The sequence below is a fragment of the Phormidium sp. FACHB-592 genome (assembly GCF_014695795.1).
GTDB lineage: Bacteria > Cyanobacteriota > Cyanobacteriia > Leptolyngbyales > Leptolyngbyaceae > Stenomitos.
Genome location: NZ_JACJOZ010000074.1, coordinates 201,030 through 220,752 on the forward strand (window position 1 = coordinate 201,030; position 19,723 = coordinate 220,752).

Annotated in this window: 19 protein-coding genes; 10 read left to right on the forward strand and 9 right to left on the reverse strand. The window is 50.0% G+C overall.

Annotated features, from left to right (window positions below):
- Window positions 1-40 precede the first annotated feature (40 nt).
- The gene (locus H6F86_RS19770) at window positions 41-697 is read left to right on the forward strand and encodes a hypothetical protein (RefSeq protein ID WP_190450412.1); all 657 of its coding nucleotides are present in this window, start codon (window positions 41-43) and stop codon (window positions 695-697) included.
- Window positions 698-817: 120 nt separating this feature from the next.
- Here the strand turns inward: H6F86_RS19770 and ftsH2 are convergent, their stop codons facing one another.
- The 3 genes from ftsH2 to gltX all read right to left on the reverse strand — a co-directional run bounded on the left by ftsH2 (window position 818) and on the right by gltX (window position 5,219).
- Complete coding sequence (ftsH2, locus tag H6F86_RS19775; RefSeq protein ID WP_190450413.1) at window positions 818-2,704, reverse strand: ATP-dependent zinc metalloprotease FtsH2; 1,887 nt, start codon at window positions 2,702-2,704, stop codon at window positions 818-820.
- Window positions 2,705-3,066: 362 nt separating this feature from the next.
- The gene (locus tag H6F86_RS19780) at window positions 3,067-3,651 is read right to left on the reverse strand and encodes a hypothetical protein (protein ID WP_190450414.1); all 585 of its coding nucleotides are present in this window, start codon (window positions 3,649-3,651) and stop codon (window positions 3,067-3,069) included.
- A 116-nt stretch (window positions 3,652-3,767) separates the two neighbouring features.
- Window positions 3,768-5,219, reverse strand: coding sequence for a glutamate--tRNA ligase (gltX, locus tag H6F86_RS19785; RefSeq protein WP_190450415.1), 1,452 nt, complete (start codon window positions 5,217-5,219; stop codon window positions 3,768-3,770).
- Window positions 5,220-5,426: 207 nt separating this feature from the next.
- Between gltX and H6F86_RS19790 the strand changes: the two genes are divergently transcribed.
- Window positions 5,427-6,095 (forward strand): HAD-IA family hydrolase, encoded by a 669-nt coding sequence (locus H6F86_RS19790; RefSeq protein ID WP_190450416.1) that lies wholly within the window; start codon window positions 5,427-5,429, stop codon window positions 6,093-6,095.
- Between the two features lie 231 nt (window positions 6,096-6,326).
- On the opposite strand, the gene H6F86_RS19795 is transcribed toward H6F86_RS19790, so the two are convergent.
- Window positions 6,327-6,512, reverse strand: a complete 186-nt coding sequence (locus tag H6F86_RS19795; protein ID WP_190450417.1) for a hypothetical protein — start codon at window positions 6,510-6,512, stop codon at window positions 6,327-6,329.
- A gap of 315 nt (window positions 6,513-6,827) precedes the next feature.
- Here H6F86_RS19795 and H6F86_RS19800 point away from each other — a divergent pair, with 315 nt between their 5' ends.
- Entirely contained in the window at window positions 6,828-7,955 is a 1,128-nt protein-coding gene (locus H6F86_RS19800) for a hybrid sensor histidine kinase/response regulator (RefSeq protein ID WP_190450418.1), read from the forward strand.
- A 361-nt stretch (window positions 7,956-8,316) separates the two neighbouring features.
- On the opposite strand, the gene H6F86_RS19805 is transcribed toward H6F86_RS19800, so the two are convergent.
- Both H6F86_RS19805 and rpmF read right to left on the reverse strand, forming a co-directional pair.
- Complete coding sequence (locus tag H6F86_RS19805) at window positions 8,317-8,910, reverse strand: sulfite oxidase-like oxidoreductase (RefSeq protein ID WP_190450419.1); 594 nt, start codon at window positions 8,908-8,910, stop codon at window positions 8,317-8,319.
- A gap of 26 nt (window positions 8,911-8,936) precedes the next feature.
- Entirely contained in the window at window positions 8,937-9,116 is a 180-nt protein-coding gene (rpmF, locus tag H6F86_RS19810; RefSeq protein WP_190450420.1) for a 50S ribosomal protein L32, read from the reverse strand.
- Between the two features lie 197 nt (window positions 9,117-9,313).
- On the opposite strand from rpmF, the gene lnt reads away from it, so the two are divergent.
- From lnt to H6F86_RS19830, 4 genes are all read left to right on the forward strand, one after another.
- Window positions 9,314-11,077 (forward strand): apolipoprotein N-acyltransferase, encoded by a 1,764-nt coding sequence (gene lnt / locus H6F86_RS19815; RefSeq protein ID WP_190450421.1) that lies wholly within the window; start codon window positions 9,314-9,316, stop codon window positions 11,075-11,077.
- A gap of 217 nt (window positions 11,078-11,294) precedes the next feature.
- Entirely contained in the window at window positions 11,295-11,588 is a 294-nt protein-coding gene (gene clpS, locus H6F86_RS19820) for an ATP-dependent Clp protease adapter ClpS (RefSeq protein ID WP_190451040.1), read from the forward strand.
- 94 nt (window positions 11,589-11,682) lie between these two features.
- The gene (locus H6F86_RS19825; protein ID WP_190450422.1) at window positions 11,683-11,979 is read left to right on the forward strand and encodes a DUF2103 domain-containing protein; all 297 of its coding nucleotides are present in this window, start codon (window positions 11,683-11,685) and stop codon (window positions 11,977-11,979) included.
- 8 nt (window positions 11,980-11,987) lie between these two features.
- Window positions 11,988-12,488 (forward strand): GNAT family N-acetyltransferase, encoded by a 501-nt coding sequence (locus H6F86_RS19830; RefSeq protein ID WP_190451042.1) that lies wholly within the window; start codon window positions 11,988-11,990, stop codon window positions 12,486-12,488.
- 500 nt (window positions 12,489-12,988) lie between these two features.
- Here H6F86_RS19830 and H6F86_RS19835 read toward each other — a convergent pair whose 3' ends face one another.
- The 3 genes from H6F86_RS19835 to H6F86_RS19845 form a co-directional block, all read right to left on the reverse strand.
- Complete coding sequence (locus H6F86_RS19835) at window positions 12,989-13,303, reverse strand: hypothetical protein (protein WP_190450423.1); 315 nt, start codon at window positions 13,301-13,303, stop codon at window positions 12,989-12,991.
- 162 nt (window positions 13,304-13,465) lie between these two features.
- Entirely contained in the window at window positions 13,466-14,173 is a 708-nt protein-coding gene (locus tag H6F86_RS19840) for a membrane-binding protein (RefSeq protein WP_190450424.1), read from the reverse strand.
- A 235-nt stretch (window positions 14,174-14,408) separates the two neighbouring features.
- Window positions 14,409-14,642 carry a hypothetical protein gene (locus tag H6F86_RS19845; RefSeq protein WP_190450425.1) on the reverse strand — a complete coding sequence of 78 codons (234 nt, stop codon included), beginning with the start codon at window positions 14,640-14,642 and terminating at the stop codon, window positions 14,409-14,411.
- On the opposite strand from H6F86_RS19845, the gene H6F86_RS19850 reads away from it, so the two are divergent.
- From H6F86_RS19850 to H6F86_RS19860, 3 genes are all read left to right on the forward strand, one after another.
- Window positions 14,633-16,108 carry a DUF3370 domain-containing protein gene (locus tag H6F86_RS19850; protein WP_190450426.1) on the forward strand — a complete coding sequence of 492 codons (1,476 nt, stop codon included), beginning with the start codon at window positions 14,633-14,635 and terminating at the stop codon, window positions 16,106-16,108. The two genes, H6F86_RS19845 and H6F86_RS19850, sit on opposite strands and share 10 nt — an antisense overlap.
- A 196-nt stretch (window positions 16,109-16,304) precedes the next feature.
- Window positions 16,305-17,831: a YifB family Mg chelatase-like AAA ATPase gene (locus H6F86_RS19855; RefSeq protein WP_190451044.1), complete on the forward strand. Its 1,527-nt coding sequence runs from the start codon at window positions 16,305-16,307 to the stop codon at window positions 17,829-17,831.
- A gap of 484 nt (window positions 17,832-18,315) precedes the next feature.
- Entirely contained in the window at window positions 18,316-19,683 is a 1,368-nt protein-coding gene (locus H6F86_RS19860) for a C1 family peptidase (RefSeq protein WP_190450427.1), read from the forward strand.
- The last annotated feature ends 40 nt before the right edge of the window (window positions 19,684-19,723 follow it).

The following is a 19,723-nucleotide window of genomic DNA, read 5'->3' on the forward strand; positions in this document are numbered from 1 at the left end:
TGCTGTGCAGTTGCGCTCTTCTAATCACCCATAACAGACGATGAAACGGTTGCTTATTAGCGCCCTTGGGCTTGTAGCGTTAACAACGTCAGGTTATGCCCTTTCCTTCTTAACGATCACGCCCAAAAGCGTAGTTGAGCAGGCAGTAAGCTGTCCCAAAAATGCAAAACCAAAGGCAGAACGCTTCAAGGTTTTAAGTACGCAGCGATCGTCTCAAGGTGTGATTGTGCTTTACAGCGCTTTTTGCCCCACGAGCGATGGTGCGCAGCAGGTGTTTGGGCACAAGGTTGTTAAACGAAACGGAATGATATGGCAGGTGAGCGGTAGCGGTAGCTATGGTGCAGAGAATGAGTCGGCACCATCAGCGCGACTGGTAGAGTATGGGATCAGTCATGCTTCAGCCCAATCCCCTACAAACACTGCTGCTAAGAACGATGAACCCTATACGCTCTTGTATGGTCGGGCGCTCAAGCCACAGGTTGTTGCAGTTGAGGCAACCTTTAACAACGGAAAAACGATTCGTGATGTGAGCCACAACGGGGTCTTTGCTCTCTTTTCAGCTGGCGCAACCGGTGTTTGCGAGTTACGTGTCCTAGGTGCTGACAGCCAAATCTTACGACGCGAAGACTTTGTAGTACGAACGCCCTTCAGCCAGTACAGGCGATCGACTCAATGTTTGCCGTCACAACAGTTGTGATAGCCTAACCTTAACTTGCAGACTTTAACAAAAGCATTCAGCTAGTTAAAGAGCGACAAAACAAAAGCGGGAGCGATCAAACGATCGCTCCCGCTCAACTACTTACTGAGAGTTTCGAGATTAGATACGAGCAGCATACTGTTCCTTTTCAGGTATGTTTGTATACTCAGAAACGATTTGCCGAAACTCGTCTCCATCAATGGTTTCTTTCTCAATCAGCAAATCAACTAGGCGATCGATCACAGTGCGGTTTTCACGGATGATACGTCGGGCATCATCGTAGCAATGCTCAACAATGGTGCGGACTTGAGCATCAATACGAGACGCAATTTCCTCAGAATATTCTGAGCGTGTCATCCAATCCCGCCCCAAAAAGACCTCACCTTGTTGGCTTTCCAGCGAGAGTGGACCCAAATCAGACATCCCAAAGCGGGTGACCATTTGACGCGCCATGTTAGCAACTTGCTGAATGTCGTTGCCAGCACCTGTGGTTACTTCAGCATCGCCGAAAATAACGATTTCAGCCGCGCGACCGCCCAAGGCACCTGCAATGCGAGCCAGAATTTGCGATCGTGAAATCAACGTTTGATCCTCTCCTGGTGTAAACCAGGTAAGACCTTGCGCTTGACCCCGTGGGATCAGCGTTACTTTCTGCACCGGGTCATGATCCTTAATCAACGTGCCAATGATGGCATGACCAATTTCGTGATACGCAATCAGCCGCTTGCTCTTGCTGTCTACTAGAGGCGTACCTTCCATGCCCGCAACTACGCGATCGACCGCATCATCTACCTCTAGCATCGTCATCGCTTCTTTCCGACGACGTGCTGTGAGAATCGCTGCTTCGTTCAGTAAATTTGCCAAATCAGCACCAGTGAAGCCGGGAGTACGACGCGCAATTACTTCTAGCGACACTTCTGGACTCAGCTTCTTGTTGCGAGCATGTACCTGAAGCACTTCCAAGCGACCCTTCATATCAGGCGCATCAACTGTCACCTGACGGTCAAAGCGACCCGGACGCAGCAACGCCGAATCCAACACGTCGGGACGGTTCGTCGCAGCGATGATGATGATACCGGTATTGCCTTCAAAGCCATCCATCTCAGTCAGCAACTGGTTCAGCGTTTGTTCCCGCTCATCGTTGCCACCACCGATACCGGCTCCACGTTGCCGTCCCACCGCATCAATTTCATCAATGAAGATGATACAAGGGGCATTCTCTTTCGCTTTCTTAAAGAGGTCACGGACGCGGGACGCACCCACACCCACGAACATTTCAACAAACTCAGAGCCAGAGATGCTGAAGAAGGGCACGCCTGCTTCGCCCGCGATCGCCTTTGCCAACAAGGTTTTACCTGTACCCGGTGCGCCAACAAGTAATACGCCCTTAGGAATCCGTGCCCCAACAGCGGTAAAGCGTTCGGGCTTCTTCAGAAAGGTGACGACTTCTTGGAGTTCTTCTTTTGCTTCTTCAATGCCCGCCACATCATCAAACATCACGCCTGTTTTGGCTTCCATCTGGAAGCGAGCGCGGGATTTACCAAAGCTCATTGCCTGTCCAGGGCCACCAGGCACATTGCCAGAACGGCGGAACAGGAAAAACAGCCCCCCTAACAGCAGCACTGGGAAGATCAAGTTACCCAGCAACCCCCAGATTGCACCGTCGTTACGAGCGGGATGCGAATCAAAGCTAATCTTGTCAGTTCTAAGCCGAGTGATTACTTCAGGAGCGTTTCCGGGAAGGTCTACGCGCAAGCGTTGCAGACGATTATCAAGTTCAGGGTCAACCGCTTCAACGATCGCTGTCCGACCATTCTCATAAAAATCAACGCTCGTGACGCGATGAGCATCCAGGTACTCTAGGAAACGACCATAGGTCATCCGGGTGCTGGCAGCATTGCTACCCACGTTAGCAGTCGTGCTAAGTGAAGAGCCCTGCCACAAGAAAAACCCAATAATTACGGCTGGCAGAGTCCACAGTAGGACAGTTCGCCAAGAAAATTTCATACGCTAACGCCCTCTTAATACAGTTAAAACAGTTTGGTGTCAGTGCAATCAGGGTGAAGGCACCTGCGATATCTCATTAATTTCATTCAACCGACAACGAATGAATATCCTTTTCTAGAAACCGAAAGGCTCGCTCTGCAAGTAGCAATCGCAAACTTGCATCAACAAGCAATCATGTATGAGAACAATTGTTAACTAAATTTAACGTATTTAGCAGGATCAGAGCAACTGACTTCTGCCAGTGCTCTTTTTCGACGCTGCGTTTTTTGCTCCGTCATGCTTGACTAGCTGCGGCAAACTCTATGAACCAAAAGGCTCTTTGCTCCTACAGTTGAACCGCTTAACTGCTACGTATTGCTCTGTTAACGTTTCTCAGTGATGCGAAGCACGTATGCAGGAGCACGACCCTTAGCATAGGAGCTGACCCAGATTTTATATGTGCCGGGTAACCACTCGCCAGTAACACCAGGATTTTTGCCTTGATAGTCGTCGTTGCACCAGATGCCACCGGGACCTTGAATGGTAAGGGCGGTGTCATCTGCACTTTGCACAACAAGTCTCAACGACTCAAAAAAGTCGGTCAGTTCAACCGTATGATTTGGCTTGACATTGGCATTTCCAACACATTCACCTGTTGGCGTTTTAGCAACCTTTACCACATCTTTGACAGGCGTATCACCCCCTGCAACGCCCTTTACCTCTAACGGATTGGGCGAGAAGCGCTGACCAACAGTAATAACACTAAGGTTTTGAGGCGATTGAGCTTGCGCAGGTGTAGTTGAGGTGTAGCTAGCCAATAGAAAGGCAGTCACCAAGAACGAAACGGGCGCGATCGGAGCGAGTAGTCTTGCGCTAGCCTGTAAGCCTCGATAGTTCATGTAAGGTAGCCAGGAAAGGTGACGGTTGGACTCACAACGACGTGTAGACGTAGGTAGAGTTCCTGACACGATGAGGTGAGAGGAGTAAGGAGTGAGGAAGTTTTGAATTAATTCTGACTACTAACTGACTAACAGTTGCCTGATCGTTGCCCGCTGCTTGCCAACGATCGTCGTTTAACAACTAGCTACTTCGATCCCGCTGCTTCTAGCGCTTGCTGAAGGCGAGATTGATCGAGCCCACGCTGATGTAGCAGCAGCCAGGACTGCACCAGGTCAGGACCATGCATGGCTCCTGTGAGGGCAGCACGGAGCGTTCGCATCACCAAGCCTTTTTTCAAATTCTGCTCTTTGACAACTTGTTTAAGCAAGTCCTGGATTGTAGCTTCAGTCAGAGGAGAATAGTTGGCGATCGCAGCAGAAACTGCTTCAACGGCTGTAGCCGAACCATCTTGCCGTAGTTGAGCGATTGCTTCCTCTGTGAAATTTACAGTAGGAGTGAAAAGATATTCACTCATCGGCACCGCTTCATCCAAACGTGCCAAGCTTGCGCCAATCATCCCGGTCAAGCGTTCTAACCAGGGGCGATCGTTCCAGTCAGCTTCAAAGCCCGCCGCCTGCCAGTAAGGAATTAGCAAAGGGGTAAGTTTGTCAGCGGGCATCTCATGCAAATACTGACTGTTGAGCCAATTAAGCTTGTCCCAGTCAAACTTCGCACCAGCTTTATTGACCCGTTCCAACCCAAACTGTTGGGCAGCAGTTTCTAAAGAGAAGATTTCATTGACGCCTTCCGGTGGTGACCAGCCTAACAGCGTCATGTAATTGACTAATGCCTCTGGAACGTAACCCATGCGCTGAAAGTCTGAAATCGACGTGACACCATCGCGTTTGGAAAGTTTTGCCCCAGCCTCATTCAGGATCAACGGTGTATGCCCAAACGTAGGAAGTTCGGCTCCCAGCGCTTCATAGAGCAGAATTTGCTTCGGCGTATTGCCGATATGGTCTTCGCCGCGAATGATATGGGTGATGTTCATGTCAATGTCATCGATAACGACAACAAAGTTGTACAGGGGTTGACCAAAATCAGTACCAGACGCAGCACGGGCAATCACCATATCGCCGCCCAAATCGCGACCTTTCCAGCTAACGGTGCCGCGCACAAGGTCGTTCCAAACAATCTCTCGATCGTCCTCAATAATGAACCGAATAACGGACGATCGCCCTTCCGCTTCGTAGGCAGCCCGTTGCTCCTGAGTCAGGTTGCGATGACGGTTATCATAGCGAGGCGCTTCACCTTTCGCTTTTTGCGCCTCTCGCATGGCATCTAGTTCTTCTGGCGTATCATAGGCACGATATGCCAAGCCTTTGTCCAACAGCACTTGTACCTTCTGCTGATACAAATCCAGGCGTTTGCTCTGGTACAACGGTCCTTCGTCCCAGGTCAAACCAAGCCAGGTCAAGCCATCAAGAATATTTTGCGTATATTCAGGGCGCGATCGCTCCTGGTCAGTATCCTCAATCCGCAGCACAAACGTACCGCCAGTATGACGGGCATAGAGCCAATTAAAGACGGCTGTACGGGCTGTACCAATGTGGAGATTTCCAGTCGGGCTGGGAGCAATGCGAACGCGAACAGTCATAGAAAAAGCGGGCGAACCCTGAGTTATGGCACTCCCTATTCTAAACGTAGATTCCTCTCTATCAGTGATCCACCGTTGGGAAGAAAGATCGTGACTTAAAGCTCGAAGACACTGTTGCTTAGCTAGAGTACATCCCCTTCTGCATTCAGGAAGACGCTTTTTAATACGCTTTATGGGACCGTCAAGGAATTGCTAGAGGACGATCGTGTGATTCTTGATGGCGTATTGCTAGACATTGACGGAACTTTTGTACTGAGTAATGATGCTCATGCTCAGGCGTGGGTTGAGGCTTTTACAGCTTATGACTACAAGATCTCATTTGAGCAAGTCCGTCCTCTCATTGGTATGGGTGGGGATCAAATTATTCCCCGCTTTGCACCAGAGCTGAACGATAAAGAAGGGACTGGAAAGCAGATCGCCGATCACCGGAAAAAATTAATTCTGACAAAGTTTGGCTCTCATCTTGCTCCAGCACCAGGTGCACGCGAACTGGTGCAGAAGCTAAAGGAGCATGGATTGCATCTTATGGTTGCCAGTTCTGCAACCTCAGAAGAGTTAGAGCTTTTGCTGAAAGTGGCTCAAATCGATGATTTGGTGCATGAAGCCACAACTTCTAATGATGCTGAAGCCTCTAAACCACAGCCAGACATTATCGAAGCAGCGTTGAGTAAGGCACAGCTTGCTCCTGACCGGGTCATCATGCTGGGTGATGCTCCCTACGATATTGAAGCGGCAAGCAAAGCAGGGGTTAGTGTCATTGCTTTCCGCACAGGCGGTTTTAGCGATGAAAAATTAGCAGGGGCGATCGCCATCTATGATGATCCCGCCGAGCTAGTGCAGCACTATCATGAGTCGCCACTAAATCAATCAGCTTGAAGGCAACAGCACTTGTACCTTCTAAAGTGGGCGAACCCTGAGTTGTGGCACTCCCTAATTCTAAGCGCAGATTCCTCTCTACCAGTGATTCACCATTGGGAAGAAGAATCGTGACTTAAAGCTCGAAGACACTGTTGCTTAGCTTGAGTACATCCCCTTCTGCATTCAGGAAGACGCTGATCTCATTTGAGCGAGTCCGTCCTCTCATGGGTATAGGTACAGATGTTGTTGTCACGAACGCTTGGGTTCAACAGCCGACCGAGGCGACACCATAGGGCGTGTGGCTTCCGTAAGAAGCTTGAGCAACGGCACCGCGAAGGTAAGCCAGTGACGAGTTGAGCGGCGTGTCACTGCCGCAAAGCACGGATTCAACGCAATCATTTTGGCTGTGCCGTCCTCGTATGGGTCTGGCTCCATGCTCTTGCCAACCCACCTAGGCAAACGATGGCTCAACTTAAACACGGCTTACTTAATGATGACCGCTGTCAGCAACTCAAAAAGCCGTCTCTCACAATAGCTTTTGCATAAGTCCTAACTGATTTGTTTTGCTTCGTCATTATTGAAGCAATGCCTGAAAGATCCTTCTTAGGAGTGAAGCGTTAACGGCTCTAAGCGTATAAAGTGACACAGCAATGTAGCCGCATGAAAGGCGTACCTACCGACTGCTACAATGTCAACTGCTGCAAAATGCCTTTAACCGATGTGTCCATTTCCTCTCTCCGAGCAGGCAATATGAGCCAATCACTCATGACGCGACCCGCTAAAGTCGATCGCATATTGGTTGTTGATGATATTCCTGATAACTGCTTTTTAACTCAAACACTCCTCCAGCAGCAGGGCTACCATATTGACATCGCTTACAGTGGCAGCGAGGCTCTTACTTACATCGAAAACTCTCCACCTGATTTGCTGCTGCTGGATGTCATGATGCCAGGCATGGACGGGTACGAGGTGACACGACGCATTCGCCAAAATACAGCGCTTCCGTTTCTGCCTATTTTGTTAATTACGGCTCATGGTCAGCCTAGCGTTGCGCGTGGCTTGGATATTGGTGCTGATGAGTTTATTCGTAAACCGATTGAGCTAGATGAGCTAGTTGCACGGGTACGATCACTGCTGCGTCTGAAGCATAGTGTTGACGAGCGTGATTTAATTGCTCGTCAACGTGAAGATTTTGTCTCCCGCCTAACGCATGATTTGCGGACACCACTGGTTGCTGCTGATCGCATGTTGAACCTGTTTCAAGAGGGCGCGTTGGGTGAAGTGCCGCCCACAATGGGGGAGGCGCTTGGCACGATGATTCGCAGCAACCAAAATTTGCTGACGATGGTGAACTTGCTGCTGGAGGTTTACCGTTACGAAGCGGGTCGCAAAACACTAAACTTTACATCGGTCGATCTACTAGAACTGGTGCAAGCTGTGATTGCTGAATTGCAGCCTCTCGCAGCCGAGAAAAAATTGGCGCTGTTACTTGAGGTCGATCCTGAGCATACTCAGCCTGTGGGAACGATTTTGGGCGATCGCCTTGAGCTACGACGGGTGATTACCAATCTGCTTGGCAACGCCATTAAGTTTACGGATACAGGCTCGGTTGTAGTGCGGCTCACCAGGCAACCAATGGAGGAGCAAAAAGGGGATACAGTCGTCTTAGAGATCAAAGATACGGGTCCTGGAATACCGATCGCGGATCAGCCTAAGCTGTTTGAAAGCTTTATTACTGGTAGCCATCGACGTTCGGGCAGTGGTTTAGGGCTTCACCTCTCACGCCAGATTGTCGAGGCACACCAGGGTCAAATTCATGTGCAATCAGAAGTTGGTAAAGGCAGCGTCTTCACAGTGCGACTACCAGTGCAAGGCTAATAAAAACAGCTTTTAGTTTGTAATGATTGGTATTAACGGCTAAAACACTGCTTTTCATCCAACTTGGTAGTGAGTATCGAGTTAATGCTCACTATCAACAAATCATCAAGGTGACTTGAAAAAGGCAAAGAAGCGCTTAATTTGGTTTCGTTAAAGGGATCAGCTTCGATGTTTCATAAGAACAGCGCTCAGCCTTGTTCGGACTTGTCAGGCAAGAGCGACGCGCATTGATTCTGAAAAGCGATGCATAACACCACGCTTTTCTCTTAGCCTGCGTTCTTTAGAAGGCGACACAGGCTATCAGCATTCTACACAAGCATTTAATTCAATTAAACTTACAAGCCTAAGCGCTGAAGAATGGTTAATTGCTATAGCGCTCTTCGGCAAAGGGTTCGCCGCGACGGTGGTAGCCGTTCCGTTCCCAAAAGCCCAACGCTTCGTGGTCGAGAAATTCTAACCCATTGAGCCATTTGGCGCTTTTCCAGGCATAGAGATGAGGCACGACTAGACGTAAGGGACCACCATGTTCTGCCGGGAGCGGCTCACCAAAAAGCGTGTGCGCGAAGAAGTTTTCCTCCCGCAGGAAATCGTCGATCGCCAGGTTGGTCGTATAGCCACCATAGCAATGCTCCATCAGATGCACTGCTCTTGGATCAAGTTCAATCTGGCGCATCAAGTCAGTAACCTTTACGCCTGACCACTGCACATCTAGCTTTGACCAGGTGGTGACACAGTGAAAGTCAGCAGTGAAGCTGCTTTGCGGCATCGCCATGATATCGTCCCAGCTAAAGGTGATTGCTGTAGCAAGCCCCCAGACGCGTAGTTGCCAATTGCTACGATCAACAATTGGCGTATCACCGTACGTCAAAACTGGAAAGCCTTTAGCAAGATGCTGACCAGGAGGCACACGGTCTTGTAGCTCTGGAGGGGGCTTTTGAAAAAACTTTCCCAGCATGGCGAATTAGATTAATGACGGTTGTATTATGACTCTTCTTCGTCTTCAGCGTCTGGTTGTGGGTAGATAAAGCCTTCCGCACGCCCAGTCAGGATTGATTTGCCCATCGAGAGAGCCTTTTGCGCTTGCAGGGTTGCCTTGCGCTTCCAGGTTGCTTTACGCTTGTCGCGCTTGGAGTTAGAGGTTTTCTTCTTAGGAACAGCCATTGCAGTGGATTTGTTTTTACAGCTTTCCTATTCTAGGGCATTAATCCTGAAGAATTGTCTAATGGCAGGAGATCAAGCATCAAATTGGCGGGTTGCTGGGGGAGTGACCATATTAAGGGGCTATCTCACCCGCCTTGGCTGCGCTTCCATCAGTACAGATGTAGGGTGTGTTTACGGCAAATGAAACTGGCTGAATTATGACCAAACGGTGGCACTCATTGCAGAACGATCGCCCCTTTCGCCCCATCACACTGCTGCCTGTAACGATCGCCTTTAGCAGCGGTATTTTAATGGGGTTCGCTCCTGCACCGCTCAATTTTTTTCCGCTAGCTTGGGTCGCCTTAGCTCCGCTTTGGGTGCTACTTTTTACGCCCTCGAAGGTAAAGGCTCAAGGCAAAAAGAACGAATCCAAGCGCCCCTTTTTCCTTTTTTCTTTTTCCTTCGGCATTAGTTTTGCCTGGGGCGTGGGCTATCACGGCTTGGCGTTGTCATGGATCACGGGGCTACATCCGCTGACATGGCTAGGCGTACCCTGGCTTGCCAGCGTGGCGATCGTTCTCTTTTGCTGGGGGTTTATTACTGTTTGGGGTGCTGTGCTGGTGGCACTGTGGGCTTGGCTGATGCACCGCCTTGAAAGTTTTGAGGTGAAGAAAGAGGAGCGCGATGACGATGTAGCACTGCTCTCGGTTCACACCTCAACCCCTCGGCATCCTTTGGAGCCATTGCAGCAATCGCTGCGCCGCGTTCTTCTTGGCACCGCTCTCTGGTGTGGGTTGGAATGGCTCTGGAGTCTGGGACCACTGGATTGGACGGCATTAGCCTATACCCAAAGTCCGGGGAATCTGGCGGTGCTGCATTTTGGGCAAATCTCTGGGGCGACTGGGGTAACAGCGGCGATCGTAGCGGTCAATGGGCTGCTAGCAGAAGCGTGGATGAGTGGGCAGCGGTTAGCGGTCAGTGGTCAGCGGTCAGCCGTCAGCAGCCAGCAGTCAGCAGCTCAAAACTCAAAACTCAAAATAATTGCACTGTTAGTCTCTGCCACTATTCTTTTCATCGCTGTTCATCTGCTTGGTGCAGTGCTTTGGCTACAGCCGATCGCCCCGTCCAACACAACAGCACTCAAGGTCGGGATTATTCAAGGCAATGTGCCAACGCGCATTAAACTGGGGAGCGACGGCATTCGCCGTGCTATGGAAGGCTACACCAACGGCTATCTAGCACTTGCAGCTCAGGGTGTGGATGCAGTGCTGACACCAGAGGGGGCATTGCCGTTTTTGTGGAACGAGCCGAATAAACTTCGCAGCCCGCTTTATCAGGCAGTTTTAGAGAAGGGTGCGGTGCTTTGGTTGGGCACTTTTACGGCACAAAAGGGCGGCATTGCCCGTAGTCTGTTGACGATCGCTTCTAATGGCGCAACAACCAGCCGCTATGACAAAATCAAGCTTGTGCCGCTGGGTGAATACATTCCTTTTCAAGCCGCTCTCGGTGGCATTATTAACCTCCTTTCTCCCATTACCGAAAATGGGCAGCCAGGAGCCTTCCATCAACAGTTTGATACGCCCTTTGGACGAGCGATCGCCAGCATTTGCTACGATTCAGCGTTTCCTGAAGTGTTTCGGACACAAGCAGCAGCAGGCGGACAGTTCATTCTCACAGCCTCAAATCTCGACCCGTACAGTGAAGTGTTGATGGCGCAACACCAGGCGCAGGATATTATGCGAGCCATTGAGACGGATCGCTGGGCAGTGCGTGCGACCAACACAGGTTACTCCAGCATTGTTGATCCACACGGGCATATAGAGTGGCGATCGCAACCCCGCACTTACCAAACTCATGCAGCCACTATTTTTCGTCGTAAGACACAGACTCTGTATGTTCGCTGGGGAGACTGGTTAACACCATCCTTGCTAGTACTGGGGGCGATCACCGTACTCTTTCAAAGACGTTCACTTAGAAGCTGAGAGATGTTTGCAACACACTAACGATATTTATGTAGCCGCGGTTTGAACCGCTAGACACGTTTCAAACAAACTCCAGCGATTCCTTCTACTTGAAGTAGAACAGTAAGCTACGATTAAAAACTAAGTCGTTAGCACAAAAGGCTAGCGGCGTTGTTCCCTTAGTGCTTTTGGAATCCCTTACTCTATGGCGACGACACTTCCGCTAGTTTCCTCTGTAATGACCGCTGCGCCAACTATAGCCCCTTCGCGGTCTAGCCAGACGACTCGCCAGCATTACCCAAACTTCAAGATCATTGTACTAAATGATGATTTCAACACCTTTCAGCACGTTTCTGAAAGTTTGTTAGAACATATTCCCGGTATGACCGCCGATCGCGCCTGGGAACTGACTAACCAGATTCACTTTGATGGACAGGCGATCGTCTGGGTGGGACCGCAGGAGCAGGCAGAGCTTTACCATATGCAGCTTGGTATGGAAGGATTGACGATGGCTCCTCTAGAAGCGGCGTAAGAAACAAGTTGTGATGGCTGTAGCTGCCAGGAGGCGGGAGGCAGAGCGTTGTTCAAAAAGATTTCATTTAACTATCCCAAAGCGCACCCTTCTCATGAGCAGTTCTCCAGACGGCAGACTTGTCCTCAACCATTCCACTCATATTCCTGGGCTGATTCCGGTTTTAGAGCGGCTAACCCGTCAAACAGGCATTCAAACTATCACCCCTGGTGTTATTGGTCCTGTGCGTTCTCATGCCCCCAAGCTGGTGCTAAAGATATCGGTGCCCATTCGCGGGGGCTTTAAGGTCATCGCACGTCAGGGTAAAACAGTACAAGAAGTTTTTATTTTGACGCTCTTGCCACAGGAGCAACTCGAAGCAGCAATTGCCTTTGTCATCAAACGCCGCTAGCCATTGTGATGCAAATTCGCCCCGCTACGCCTGCTGATGTGCCTGTCGTACTGCCGATGGTGGCAAAGATTTGCACCTTACATGAAGCGTGGGACCCTGCTAAATATGGCTTTTTGCCCAATCCTGCTCAGCGGTATGAGCGTTGGTTAGCAAAACAAACAGTGAACGATCGCAGCGTCTTCCTGGTTGCCACACATAGAGCCTCTGTAGATCAGGTTGAACAGCTCGTTGCCTTCGTAATTGCTACGATCGAAGCCGAAATTCCCATCTATCGCCTCAAGGAGTTTGGTTTCATTCACGATCTCTGGGTTGAGCCTGATTACCGTCAATTAGGATTGGGACGGCAACTAGTCGAGCGCACGCTACAAGAGTTTCGGCACAAAAAGATCCAGCAGATTCGGCTTGATACAGCGATCGCCAACGACGATGCACGACGCTTGTTCCAGTCCTGCGGGTTCCGCTTAAGCACGATCGAATTACTGGCAGAACTCAATGAACAAGAGCCTTGATATTGCAAAAGGCTAAAGGATTAAGTAGAACTCTTACCAGAAGCAGAACTAGGAACCTTAATCTGTCCTAATTCTCTCTTCAACTGCGATAGGTTGTTTTTGGCAACACGTCGTTGGACGATTCGTCGCTAGTCTCGCAAGCAAACTGTTGCTTATAACCAGCCTTCAGCGCAGTTTTCTAAGATTAAAAAGGCACATAATTCAACTCTCATCTGTTGCCTTAATCGCGCCATTATGATGCTGCGCTAGAAGCAAGAGAGCGTATAGGGAATGCCTAGTTTTATGCCGCTACAAAAAGCATGAGAGGACAAGGGAATGCCTAGTTTTATGCCGCTACAAAAAGCATGAGGGGACAACTGAAACCAATTCTTTTTGTAGAAGATAGAATTGCTAAACGTCGGTTGGATCGAACAGCGTGAAACTTAACGCCTGTCTTACTCTACTGGGTTTCAGAGGCTCAACCCAACTGACGTTTTTGCCGATTCACATAAGAAGAGACACTACTCCGGCTGACGCACTGAGACTCGATGCAGCGGCAAGCTCAAGACACACGCTGCCGTAAGCAGATAGGAAAGGACACCTGTCAATTTCACGCTCCATAGCAACATTTCCCACTCGGGCAAAATAAAGCGCTGTAAGCCAGCCGCGGCGCAATAAACCAGCCAATAGGTAAATGTCATTAACATGAGTACCCGATCAGTAATTTCCCAATCGCTCTCAGATGCTTGGCTACTGCTAAAAAGAAGACCAATACCTGCGATCGCAGCGAAAAAGGAGAAGACCATTAAATAATCGTGCCAGGAAAGCTGTGGCATATCCTTGTGACCTAAGTGCTTAAAATTCAGAACGAATCTTCAGCCTAAAGGATGATGTGTTCTGAGAGACAGCAATCCTTACAAAGAGCAATAATTTAAGCACTGCGCTTAAGAAAACTAAAAACTTCTGAAAAAGATAAACGGTAATTGTGACTCTCGTTTTTACGATCGCCCCGTTTTAGCATTGCTAAGATAGCTGCCGTCTCTCCAAACGCCTTCCAGGCGAACGCCGTCTGCAAAAATGTAAGTACCTTTGCCGTTTTGCCTGCCATTGCGAAACTCTCCCTCATACCGATTCCCACTGGGAAAGGTACAAATGCCAAACCCGTTCAGCACTTCATTCTGAAAATCGCCCTCGCAGCGGGTGCCGTTAGCAAAAGTGAACGTACCTCTGCCTTGCCGACGACTGTCTTGAAACAAACCCTCATACCGATTGCCACCCGGAAAGGCGCAGGCACCAGCACCATTTAGCAAATTGTTTCGAAACTCACCCTCGCAACGAGTGCCATCAGCTAAGGTGACAATCCCTCTACCTTCACGCTGATTATTGCGGAAGTTGCCTTCATAGCGGCTACCATTGGGAAAGATGCAGATGCCTTTACCATTCAACAAATTATCTTGAAAGTTTCCCTCGCAACGGGTGCCATTGGTAAAAATGAATGTGCCTCTACCCTGGCGTTGGCTATCACGGAGTTCACCCTCATAGCGATTGCCACTTGGAAAGGTACAAACGCCTTTACCGTTGATTAAGCCCTCGCTCCCTCGCCCCTTGCAGTAGCCATCAGAGTCAGACGCTTGGGCGATCGCTGGGGTGAAAAGGGCCTCATAGCCATAACCAGCACTGGTGATACTGATTGAAGTCCATAACATCAGCCCTAGAGAGCGGAATGAAAGCGGTTTAAGCAAAATTCTCTCCATGATGAAGCAGTGCAGATTGTTGCCTTGATGTAGCAGGTTACGGTATCGAATCAGCTAAGATACGTATTCTGTTCAGGGTAAACGTTCGCTTGTCAGGATGAACGCTTAACGAGAAACTGTTAAAGCTCCTGATGATGGTCTCTAGCTAGTGTAAGCATCGGTAATGATGTTGACTCCAACTCTGGATTTATACTTGTCCTCGTTGATGTTGTGGGTATAAAAAGCTTGATGTTGCAGCAGCCGTCATGCTCATGCCATCTGTTTGCCTCTCTTTGTCTGTCTCAGACTTTACGTTTGGCTCAAGTGCTGTGGTGAAAACTGGCAGCGATCGCCGCGAACGAGGTTTACTCCTCTCCTTTTTGCGTTGCTGCCTGTTAATGCCTTTGTTGTAGGATTCTTTCGGGTTTGCTGATGTTGTCATTGTTCTCGTTCTTCACTCTCGCGCAGACGATCGCTGCTCCCGTTCCCTTACCATCACCTCCAAGCTTCCCCGCGCCGCAACCGTCCAGGGTGCCGCCCCCGCAAGAGATTGTGCCATCGCAGGAGCAACGCTTACCACCCCTGGAACCATTGCAGCGTCAAGAGGTATTTGCACCGCAAGAACTCCGCCCCTTGCCTGGTCAGCTTGATAACGTGCCGGTTTTCAATAGTAACAGTCCAGAGCTGGTGCAAACTGAAGGGATTTTGCTCTCTACCTTTCCACCCGACGGGAAAGCAGTGCCCGCCGCTCATCTCAATTTTCCCTTCCAGGGTCGGTTTGACATCTTTTCGCACCATATCGCGAAAGCGAAAGATGCTAGCGAGACGCGCACCCTATTCCAGGGAGTGTTGCTCTATAACCCAACCTATGAGCCTGTCACAGTTGATATTTTGCAAGGCGCAAGCTACCTCACCCGTCCAGATGCGCTGTTTATCAATTTACCGTCCTACGTAGATGATCCGATCGGTCGAGTGTATGCAGGACCCGGTAGCCGTGCAGTCAACGATGTCTTGCGCGGACGGCGGCAGGGAAATTGGCCCGCTGTCACAGTCATTCCGCCCCGCCAAAGCTGGATGCTTATGAACCTGCCCATCCCAGTGGGCACCGTCACACCATCCTCCAACGGTCGTTCAACCCTATTGCGACTACGAAGCAGCGGACCCATTTACATGGCGAGTCTAGCCATGTTTGCGCCTCTGAATCCTGATAAAACAGAGCGCAGCCCCTCGTCTGAGGAATGGCAAAACCTACTGCTTAACAGCGGATTGGCAGGACCACGTGATATTCCGCCAACGCCGATTAGCCGCTTGAAGGATTATGCAACCGTCATTTATGGACGCGTGGCAGGCGTAGCAATGGGGTCGGAGTGGAAGGCAAACTTAACAGACAGCCCGAAGTCTGATGCTCTCAGCATTCCAAAACGGGGACGTGCTTTCTCTTACGGGCTTAGTATGCTTGAGCGGGGCACCTTTGGCACAGGGCAAGTGCAAAGTGCTCCCCTGGTGGCTCGCTATGACGATACAGCCTACCGGGCTCATGGCAACTACGGTATTCAGTACAGCCTAACGTTGCCGCTTCACAACACTACTGGACAACCCCAAACAGTGACATTAGCCCTTCAAACGCCTGTCAAGGAAGATCGAATCAAAGGTGGATTGCTGTTTTTTACACCCCCAGAAGAGCGCGTTTTCTTTCGTGGTCCCGTGCGTGTGCGCTATACGGATGATAAAGGTGCGCCTCAAACCCGCTACACTCACCTGACGATGCAGCGGGGACAAGAGGGTGAGCCGTTGATTTCGCTGAGTATGCCAAAGGGCGATCGTCGCCTCGTACAGCTTGACTTTCTCTATCCGCCCGATTCTACTCCGCCTCAGGTTTTGACGGTAAAAACTGTAAGTAAACCCTAGTGGAGTGAAGGGTAAAGGAGTAAAAAGGGGTGAAGGAGCAAGGGGGCGCGATCGCTCTGTAGATGGCTCTGGCACAAAACTTCTATCGTCCTGCATTCTTGGTGAGGAGGACTGTTGCTGTAGCTGTACAGGCGATCGCCGTGTTGTCGAATGAGTCATTCTGGGTATGCTGGCAAAGCAACGAGCGCAGGAAAGTATGCTTGCTAGAGTCTGGAGTGCATCACTGGTTGGCATTGACGCAGTGAAAGTTGGCGTAGAAGTTGATATTGCGGGCGGCTTACCGGGCATTGTTGTTGTTGGGTTGCCTAGCCAGGAAGTGCAGGAATCTAAAGAACGAGTCAGAGCCGCGCTGAAGAATGCAGGCTATGCCTTTCCTATGCGGAAAATTGTCGTCAACTTGACTCCAGCCGACCTACGGAAGGAAGGTCCCAGCTTTGACTTGCCAATCAGTGTGGGCGTGTTGGCAGCATCAGAGCAAGTGAAGACTGATCTACTAGATGACTATCTTTTTTTAGGAGAAGTCTCACTGGATGGCAGCTTACGCCCAGTTGCAGGTGTATTGGCGATCGCTGCCGCTGCTAAACGTCTGGGTATCTCAGGCTTAGTCGTACCTGCCGATAATGCTCGTGAAGCCGCTGTCGTTAGAGGTCTGTCAGTCTTCGGCTTCAAGCATTTATCTGATGTTGCTAACTTTCTCTGCGCGCCAGAGCAATACGTGCCAACACAAGTCAATGGCCTGGAAGAGCTAGAACAGGCTCAACTTAGCGGACCCGATCTCAAGGATGTCAAAGGACAGGCACACGCTCGACGTGCCCTCGAAATTGCCGCAGCAGGTGGGCATAATCTTGTGTTCGTGGGACCGCCAGGAAGTGGCAAGACAATGCTTGCTCGCAGGCTCCCTGGCATCTTACCACCGCTGACCTTTGACGAAGCACTCGAAGTTACCCAAATTCACTCGGTTGCTGGGTTGCTCAAAAACAAAGGTTCGCTGGTAGCAACCCGTCCGTTTCGCAGTCCCCATCATTCTGCGTCGGGACCCTCGCTAGTGGGTGGCGGTAGCTTTCCTAGACCGGGTGAGATTTCTCTATCGCATCGAGGCGTCTTGTTTCTTGATGAACTTACAGAATTTAAGCGCGATGTTTTAGAGTTTTTGCGCCAGCCTTTAGAAGATGGCTATGTCAGCATTTCTCGCACACGCCAATCGGTCACTTTTCCGGCTCAGTTTACGCTTGTTGCCAGTGCTAATCCTTGCCCCTGCGGCTATTTTGCTGATACAGTCCAGCCCTGCACTTGTACTCCCAGAGCTAGAGAACAGTACTGGGCACGGCTATCGGGGCCGCTCATGGATCGCATTGATCTACAAGTAGCAGTGAACCGTCTGAAGCCAGAGGAAATCACCCAGCAGCCAAAAGGCGAGGAATCCGCGTCAGTGCGCGATCGCGTTCAGGTTGCCCGCGCTCACGCCTCCAATCGCTTCAAAGACACAACCTTGCGCTGTAATGCTGAAATGCAAAGCCGTCACTTGAGGCAATGGTGCCAATTGGATGACCCAACTCGTAACTTGCTAGAAGCCGCGATTCGTAAATTGGGCCTGTCAGTTAGGGCAAGCGATCGCATCCTTAAAGTGGCACGAACGATCGCTGATTTGACAGGCGACGAGAACCTGCAAACGCATCATGTTGCTGAGGCAGTTCAGTACCGTACCATCGATCGAATGCAGTAGATTGTGCTGGCAGCACAGTTGGTTAGTAACTATTTTTACAAGAGACGGTAGCAATCGACTCGATTAATCCGAAAGTTAGATGCAGCCTTTAGACTCTCGAACAAAGATGGGGCATAAACCTTTTTAGGACTGCTTGTATGAAAACTACTGATCAAGGCTCTCGATCGTCTTCTCAATTAAACCAACCCGAAAAGACTGCTGGTAAGAAAGCGTCATTTACCCTAATCTTCAGTACTATCGGCGTCGTACTAACTGGTCTGCTAGTAGCAGCGATTTATTATTTCAACACTAATACGCATCTCACACCTTAAGTGAATTGATCGATCGCTACTTTCTCTAGGCTACTTGTAGACGCTCCTTAAGGGCGATCTCTGCGCTGAGACGCGATCGCTTTTTCTAGCCTTTCGACTTCGTTAGCCCAGTTGTGACATTGGGAAACCTGTAGTAATAAGCACACCGCTTTATCACTCCTCGAGGTTTCCCGATGCCAACCAAGCATTTCCGTCATGTCCGTAAGACAAGCATCGTTAAAACGCCTGATGGTGGACAGATCAAATTAGGCACCTATCGTCCCGATAAAAAAAATCCTAAAGACAAAACCTATAAATCTAGCCACTCAACGGACGATTTACCATCTAACGTCGATTTGCGTCCCTACATGACTCCGGTGGAGAACCAGGGCAACTCTAATAGCTGTACCGCAAATGCTATGGCAGGCGCTTACGAATACCTGGCAAAGCGCATTAAAGGGTCTGCACATGACGTGAGCCGTTTATTTATTTACTACAATGCCCGTGAGTTAGATGGTGCCATTGATGCGGATGAGGGCACCTATCTCCGGAGCTGTATCAAGGTGCTAAAAAAATATGGCACTTGTGCTGAAGCAACCTGGCCTTTTGATCTAGAGCGCATTTTTGAACCACCCCATGAAAGTGCCTACACCGAAGCCACTAACTTCCTGATTGAAGATGCCTACCGGGTGGACATCGATCTCGACGCAATGCGGCAATGTTTGGCAGATGGCTATCCCTTTACTTTTGGGCTACATCTCTTCTCGTCGTTTCAAAAGGCTGGTTCAAAAGGCTTAGTGCCTATGCCTGAGCCGGACAATGAGCAACACGACGGTGGACACGCAATGCTCTGCGTTGGTTATTCCGATAGCGATAAGGTCTTTATTGTTCGCAATTCGTGGGGCGAAGGCTGGGGCGATCGTGGCTATTGCTACATCCCCTACGATTACATGACCAACCCCGACTTAAACGGCGACCTGTGGGCGATTCGCCATGTTGCTGATGTTGATGTTGATCTAAGCCAAGATATTCAAACTGAACAAGCTTCGTTGTTTGATAGCGCCACTGCCGCGATCGCCCATGCTATCCAGACTGCTGGCGTTGGCAACCTGGCAGAGTACAGCGATAACTACACCGTTGAATATACCGAACAGTCGGTTTATGTCGATGGACAGTACGTTGCACTTTTTGACTACGACCAGGCGGAAGCGCTCTACTACGCCGATTACGAAGAGGAGTACGAAGACTCTGAAGAAGAGGATTCTGAAGACGTTTATGAAGAAGAGTCTGAAGAGGACGACGAAAGCGAGGCCAGCTATGAGGAGGACGTAGAGGAAGGGGAAGAAGAGGAAGTTAGCGAAGCAAGCTACGAGGAGGAAGAGGAAGAAGAAGAGGAGGAGGACAGCGAAGCTAGTTACGAGGAGGAAGAAGAAGAGGAGGAAGAAGACAGCGAAGCTAGTTACGAGGAAGAAGAGGAAGAGGAAGAAGAGGAAGAGGAAGGCAGCGAAGCTAGTTACGAGGAAGAAGAGGAAGAAACTGGTTACGAAGAAGAGGAAGAGTAGCGCATCGCTATCACTAGATCTCCGGCTACTTCACAGTCGG

Bases quoted from the DNA above. Each gene is read 5' to 3' on its own strand.
- H6F86_RS19770 (WP_190450412.1), top strand. From the start codon at position 41: ATGAAACGGTTGCTTATTAGCGCCCTTGGGCTTGTAGCGTTAACAACG.
- ftsH2 (WP_190450413.1), bottom strand. From the start codon at position 2,704: ATGAAATTTTCTTGGCGAACTGTCCTACTGTGGACTCTGCCAGCCGTA.
- gltX (WP_190450415.1), bottom strand. From the start codon at position 5,219: ATGACTGTTCGCGTTCGCATTGCTCCCAGCCCGACTGGAAATCTCCAC.
- H6F86_RS19795 (WP_190450417.1), bottom strand. From the start codon at position 6,512: ATGGAGCCAGACCCATACGAGGACGGCACAGCCAAAATGATTGCGTTG.
- H6F86_RS19800 (WP_190450418.1), top strand. From the start codon at position 6,828: ATGAGCCAATCACTCATGACGCGACCCGCTAAAGTCGATCGCATATTG.
- H6F86_RS19805 (WP_190450419.1), bottom strand. From the start codon at position 8,910: ATGCTGGGAAAGTTTTTTCAAAAGCCCCCTCCAGAGCTACAAGACCGT.
- rpmF (WP_190450420.1), bottom strand. From the start codon at position 9,116: ATGGCTGTTCCTAAGAAGAAAACCTCTAACTCCAAGCGCGACAAGCGT.
- lnt (WP_190450421.1), top strand. From the start codon at position 9,314: ATGACCAAACGGTGGCACTCATTGCAGAACGATCGCCCCTTTCGCCCC.
- clpS (WP_190451040.1), top strand. From the start codon at position 11,295: ATGACCGCTGCGCCAACTATAGCCCCTTCGCGGTCTAGCCAGACGACT.
- H6F86_RS19825 (WP_190450422.1), top strand. From the start codon at position 11,683: ATGAGCAGTTCTCCAGACGGCAGACTTGTCCTCAACCATTCCACTCAT.
- H6F86_RS19830 (WP_190451042.1), top strand. From the start codon at position 11,988: ATGCAAATTCGCCCCGCTACGCCTGCTGATGTGCCTGTCGTACTGCCG.
- H6F86_RS19835 (WP_190450423.1), bottom strand. From the start codon at position 13,303: ATGCCACAGCTTTCCTGGCACGATTATTTAATGGTCTTCTCCTTTTTC.
- H6F86_RS19840 (WP_190450424.1), bottom strand. From the start codon at position 14,173: ATGTTATGGACTTCAATCAGTATCACCAGTGCTGGTTATGGCTATGAG.
- H6F86_RS19850 (WP_190450426.1), top strand. From the start codon at position 14,633: ATGTTGTCATTGTTCTCGTTCTTCACTCTCGCGCAGACGATCGCTGCT.
- H6F86_RS19845 (WP_190450425.1), bottom strand. From the start codon at position 14,642: ATGACAACATCAGCAAACCCGAAAGAATCCTACAACAAAGGCATTAAC.
- H6F86_RS19855 (WP_190451044.1), top strand. From the start codon at position 16,305: ATGCTTGCTAGAGTCTGGAGTGCATCACTGGTTGGCATTGACGCAGTG.
- H6F86_RS19860 (WP_190450427.1), top strand. From the start codon at position 18,316: ATGCCAACCAAGCATTTCCGTCATGTCCGTAAGACAAGCATCGTTAAA.